This is a genomic window from Bacillus sp. SIMBA_005, assembly GCF_046535585.1.
Taxonomy (GTDB): Bacteria; Bacillota; Bacilli; order Bacillales; family Bacillaceae; genus Bacillus; species Bacillus pumilus.
In genome coordinates, this window is the sequence record NZ_JAWRWI010001284.1 from 1 (window position 1) to 231 (window position 231).

The window sequence follows — 231 nt, forward strand, 5'->3', positions numbered from 1 at the left end:
TGTGCTTTTCACATTTTATGTTTATTGAAAATATTCGTTATATCCTATGTATATCCTCTTTTATATCACATTTTTTTTATTTTTTTTAGAAAGAGTCCACTTTGTTAGTAGATTTCTTCTGATAACGGCTATATTCTGAAATAATCTGACTCCAAATGCGAATATACCTGCTAAATACAAGTCTACACCAAGATGGACTCCCAGAAAAGCTAAACTTATTGCCAATATAAT

The 231-nt window shown here is 29.0% G+C and carries 1 protein-coding gene; it reads right to left on the minus strand.

Annotated elements, in window-relative coordinates; genetic code table 11:
- Positions 1-60: 60 nt before the first annotated feature.
- On the minus strand, positions 61-231 hold a 171-nt coding region (locus tag SB660_RS24205), incomplete at its 5' end, for a DUF1290 domain-containing protein (RefSeq protein ID WP_410585191.1).